Source organism: Natronococcus roseus, assembly GCF_043677095.1.
Taxonomy (GTDB): Archaea; Halobacteriota; Halobacteria; order Halobacteriales; family Natrialbaceae; genus Natronococcus; species Natronococcus roseus.
On record NZ_JBHLJR010000015.1, the window covers coordinates 1 to 4218 of the forward strand.

The window sequence follows — 4218 nt, forward strand, 5'->3', positions numbered from 1 at the left end:
TCTGATGTGAGCCTTGGTAGTTCGGTGACGCCCGATCGGTCCGCGATTCGGCACCACCGAACTGGACCCATATACGATAGACGATTCAAGTGAGTGTGAACCGATCATACTCCGCCAACCTCCCCCTTTCGGGGGAAGAGCACTCCGGTTGATCCTGCCGGAGGCCATTGCTATTGGAGTCCGATTTAGCCATGCTAGTTGTACGAGTTCAGACTCGTAGCAGATAGCTCAGTAACACGTGGCCAAACTACCCTCTGGAGCGCGACAACCTCGGGAAACTGAGGCTAATCGTGCATACCGCTCTCACGCTGGAAGTTGCGGAGAGCTCGAAACGCCCCGGCGCCAGAGGATGTGGCTGCGGCCGATTAGGTAGACGGTGGGGTAACGGCCCACCGTGCCAGTAATCGGTACGGGTTGTGAGAGCAAGAGCCCGGAGACGGTATCTGAGACAAGATACCGGGCCCTACGGGGCGCAGCAGGCGCGAAACCTTTACACTGCACGCCAGTGCGATAAGGGGACTCCAAGTGCGAGGGCATAGAGCCCTCGCTTTTCACGACCGTAAGGTGGTCGTAGAATAAGTGCTGGGCAAGACCGGTGCCAGCCGCCGCGGTAATACCGGCAGCACGAGTGATGGCCGCTCTTATTGGGCCTAAAGCGTCCGTAGCTGGCCGCGCAAGTCCATCGGGAAATCCGCACGCTCAACGTGCGGGCGTCCGGTGGAAACTGCGTGGCTTGGGACCGGAAGATCCAGAGGGTACGTCCGGGGTAGGAGTGAAATCCTGTAATCCTGGACGGACCACCGGTGGCGAAAGCGCTCTGGAAAGACGGATCCGACGGTGAGGGACGAAAGCTCGGGTCACGAACCGGATTAGATACCCGGGTAGTCCGAGCTGTAAACGATGTCTGCTAGGTGTGCCACAGGCTACGAGCCTGTGGTGTGCCGTAGGGAAGCCGTGAAGCAGACCGCCTGGGAAGTACGTCCGCAAGGATGAAACTTAAAGGAATTGGCGGGGGAGCACTACAACCGGAGGAGCCTGCGGTTTAATTGGACTCAACGCCGGACATCTCACCAGCATCGACAGTAGCAATGAAGATCAGTGTGATGAGCTTATCGGAGCTACTGAGAGGAGGTGCATGGCCGCCGTCAGCTCGTACCGTGAGGCGTCCTGTTAAGTCAGGCAACGAGCGAGACCCGCACTCCTAATTGCCAGCAACACCCTTGCGGTGGTTGGGTACATTAGGAGGACTGCCAGTGCCAAACTGGAGGAAGGAACGGGCAACGGTAGGTCAGTATGCCCCGAATGTGCTGGGCAACACGCGGGCTACAATGGTCGAGACAGTGGGACGCAACCCCGAGAGGGGGCGCTAATCTCCGAAACTCGATCGTAGTTCGGATTGCGGACTGAAACTCGTCCGCATGAAGCTGGATTCGGTAGTAATCGCCGTTCAGAAGACGGCGGTGAATACGTCCCTGCTCCTTGCACACACCGCCCGTCAAAGCACCCGAGTGAGGTCCGGATGAGGCCCCTGTACGGGGGTCGAATCTGGGCTTCGCAAGGGGGCTTAAGTCGTAACAAGGTAGCCGTAGGGGAATCTGCGGCTGGATCACCTCCACAGACCGGGACCGGGGCGTTGCCCCGGCCCACCACACGCGGTCCAGTTCGGTTAGCGCCCATCGAGGGCCGACCGGGCACCTTTGAACTACCGAGGCTCACACCGTATCTACGCTCTCCACGTTCGCGTGGAGAGTGGGCCCATAGCTCAGTGGGAGAGTGCCTCCTTTGCAAGGAGGATGCCCAGGGTTCGAATCCCTGTGGGTCCATACTCGGGTTGGATCGAAGCCAAGTCGTGTCCCTTAAGTGGGGCAGGCACTTCGGATCTAATCCGACCGAACCGATGCACCAGTCCGCGCAAGTGTGACTGGGAAGGGTCAATGCAGGCCAGCCGTCTACTGGCGTGCAGATGAGACCGTGTGTACGTGTAGTCCAGGCGTCCACTGGACCCGTTCCCGGGTCACTGACGCGTTGTCTTTGACAGCGCAGATCCGACGAACGTGGCTACTGTGCCAGCTGGTGGATCGCTCGGCTTGAGAGCTGAAGACGGACGTGCCAAGCTGCGATAAGCCCAAGGGACCCGCACGGAGGGAAAGAACTTGGGATCTCCAAATAGGAATCCTCTCGCAATTGCCTTGCGCAATGGGGAACGCCGGAAATTGAAACATCTTAGTACCGGCAGGAAAAGAAAACGCAACGTGATGTCGTTAGTACTGGCGAAGGAACGCGATTCCAGTCCAAACCGAAGCCCTCACGGGCAATGTGGTGTTCGGACTGACGATCACTCTTGGAAACTCTTCGCGAAGTCTCCTGGAACGGAGCACGAAACAGGGTGACAGTCCCGTACCGAAGACGAGTACAAGACGAGTCAGCTCCAGAGTATCGGGGGTTGGATATCCCTCGTGAATATCTCAGGCATCGACTGAGAAGACTAAACACTCCTCAAGACCGATAGCGAACAAGTAGCGTGAGCGAACGCTGAAAAGCACCCCGAGAAGGGAGGTGCAATAGGGCGTGAAATCAGTTGGCGATGGAGCGACTGGGCACACAAGGTCCTCTACAAAACGAACGTAGCGCGAGCTACTAGTAGAACGTAGAGGAAGCCGGTGTCCAGTCGTACGTTTTGAAAAACGAACCAGGGAGTATGCCTGATTGACGAGTCTAACCCGATCATCGGGGAAGGCGTAGGGAAACCGACAGGGCCGCAGCACTTCTGTGTGAGGGCCGCCGTGTTCAAGCGCGGGGAGTCAATCGGGCATGACCCGAAACCGGATGATCTAGGCGTGGGCAAGATGAAGCGTGCCGAAAGGCACGTGGAAGTCTGTTAGAGTTGGTGTCCTACAATACCCTCTCGTGACCTACGTCTAGGGGTGAAAGGCCCATCGAATCCGGAAACAGCTGGTTCCGACCGACACATGTCGAAGCATGACCTCCGCTGAGGTAGTTCGTGAGGTAGAGCGACGGATTGGGGGACCGCACTCCGAGAGGAGTGCGCCCCCCTGTCCAACTCCAAACTTACGAACGCCGCTGACGCGGGGAGTCCGGTGCGCGGGGTAAGCCTGTGTACCGTGAGGGAGACAACCCAGAGCTGGGTTAAGGTCCCCAAGTGTGGACTAAGTGCGATCGAAGGTGGTTCCGAGCCCTAGACAGCCGGGAGGTGAGCTTAGAAGCAGCTACCCTCTAAGAAAAGCGTAACAGCTTACCGGCCGAGGTTCGGAGCGCCCAAAATGATCGGGGCTCAAGTCCACCACCGAGACCTAGCGGCATCCTTGATCGGATGATCCCGTAGGTCGGCGTTCTGTTCGGGCGGAAGCACGGCTGAGAAGTCGTGTGGACCGTTCAGTAACGAAAATCCTGGTCATAGTAGCAGCGTTAGTCGGGTTAGACCCCCGACGGCCGAACGAGTAAGGGTTCCTCAGCAATGCTGATCAGCTGAGGGTTAGCCGGTCCTAAGTCAGCCCGTAAGTCGAAGCTGACAACAGGGAAACAGGTTAATATTCCTGTGCCAGTGTGCATCCAAAGCCGACGCTTTGGGGCCGCCTCTGCTGGGCCTTCGCCCAGTCGAACAGTCGAAGATCGTGGAAGCCGTAATGGCACGAAGCGATCGAATGGCTGGATAGCGTAAGAGAGGTCAACCCAGAGCCCGTGAAAAGGCGAGCACACTGTCCGTACCGAGATCCGACACAGGTACTCATGGCGGCGAAAGCCAAGGTCTGTCGGGAGTAACCGACGTTAGGGAATTCGGCAAGTTAGTCCCGTACCTTCGGAAGAAGGGATGCCTGCCCCGCAAAGGGGCAGGTCGCAGTGACTCGGACGCTCCGACTGTCTAGTAACAACATAGGTGACCGCAAATCCGCAAGGACTCGTACGGTCACTGAATCCTGCCCAGTGCGGGTATCTGAACACCCCTTACAAGGGGACGAAGGACCCGTTAACGGCGGGGGTAACTATGACCCTCTTAAGGTAGCGTAGTACCTTGCCGCTTCAGTAGCGGCTTGCATGAATGGATCAACGAGAGCGTCACTGTCCCAACGTTGGGCCCGGTGAACTGTACGTTCCAGTGCGGAGTCTGGAGACCCCCAAGGGGAAGCGAAGACCCTATAGAGCTTTACTGCAGGCTGTCACTGAGACGTGGTCGCCATTGTGCAGCATAGGTAGGAGGCG

The 4218-nt window shown here is 57.9% G+C and carries 1 tRNA gene and 2 rRNA genes; all 3 read left to right on the forward strand.

Annotation, left to right across the window (positions count from 1 at the left end):
• The first annotated feature begins 141 nt into the window (after positions 1 to 141).
• Positions 142 to 1615 (forward strand): 16S ribosomal RNA (locus tag ACFEMD_RS21985).
• 136 nt (positions 1616 to 1751) lie between these two features.
• A tRNA-Ala gene (locus ACFEMD_RS21990) sits at positions 1752 to 1823 on the forward strand.
• Between the two features lie 226 nt (positions 1824 to 2049).
• Positions 2050 to 4218 (forward strand): 23S ribosomal RNA (locus ACFEMD_RS21995); the annotation flags it as partial.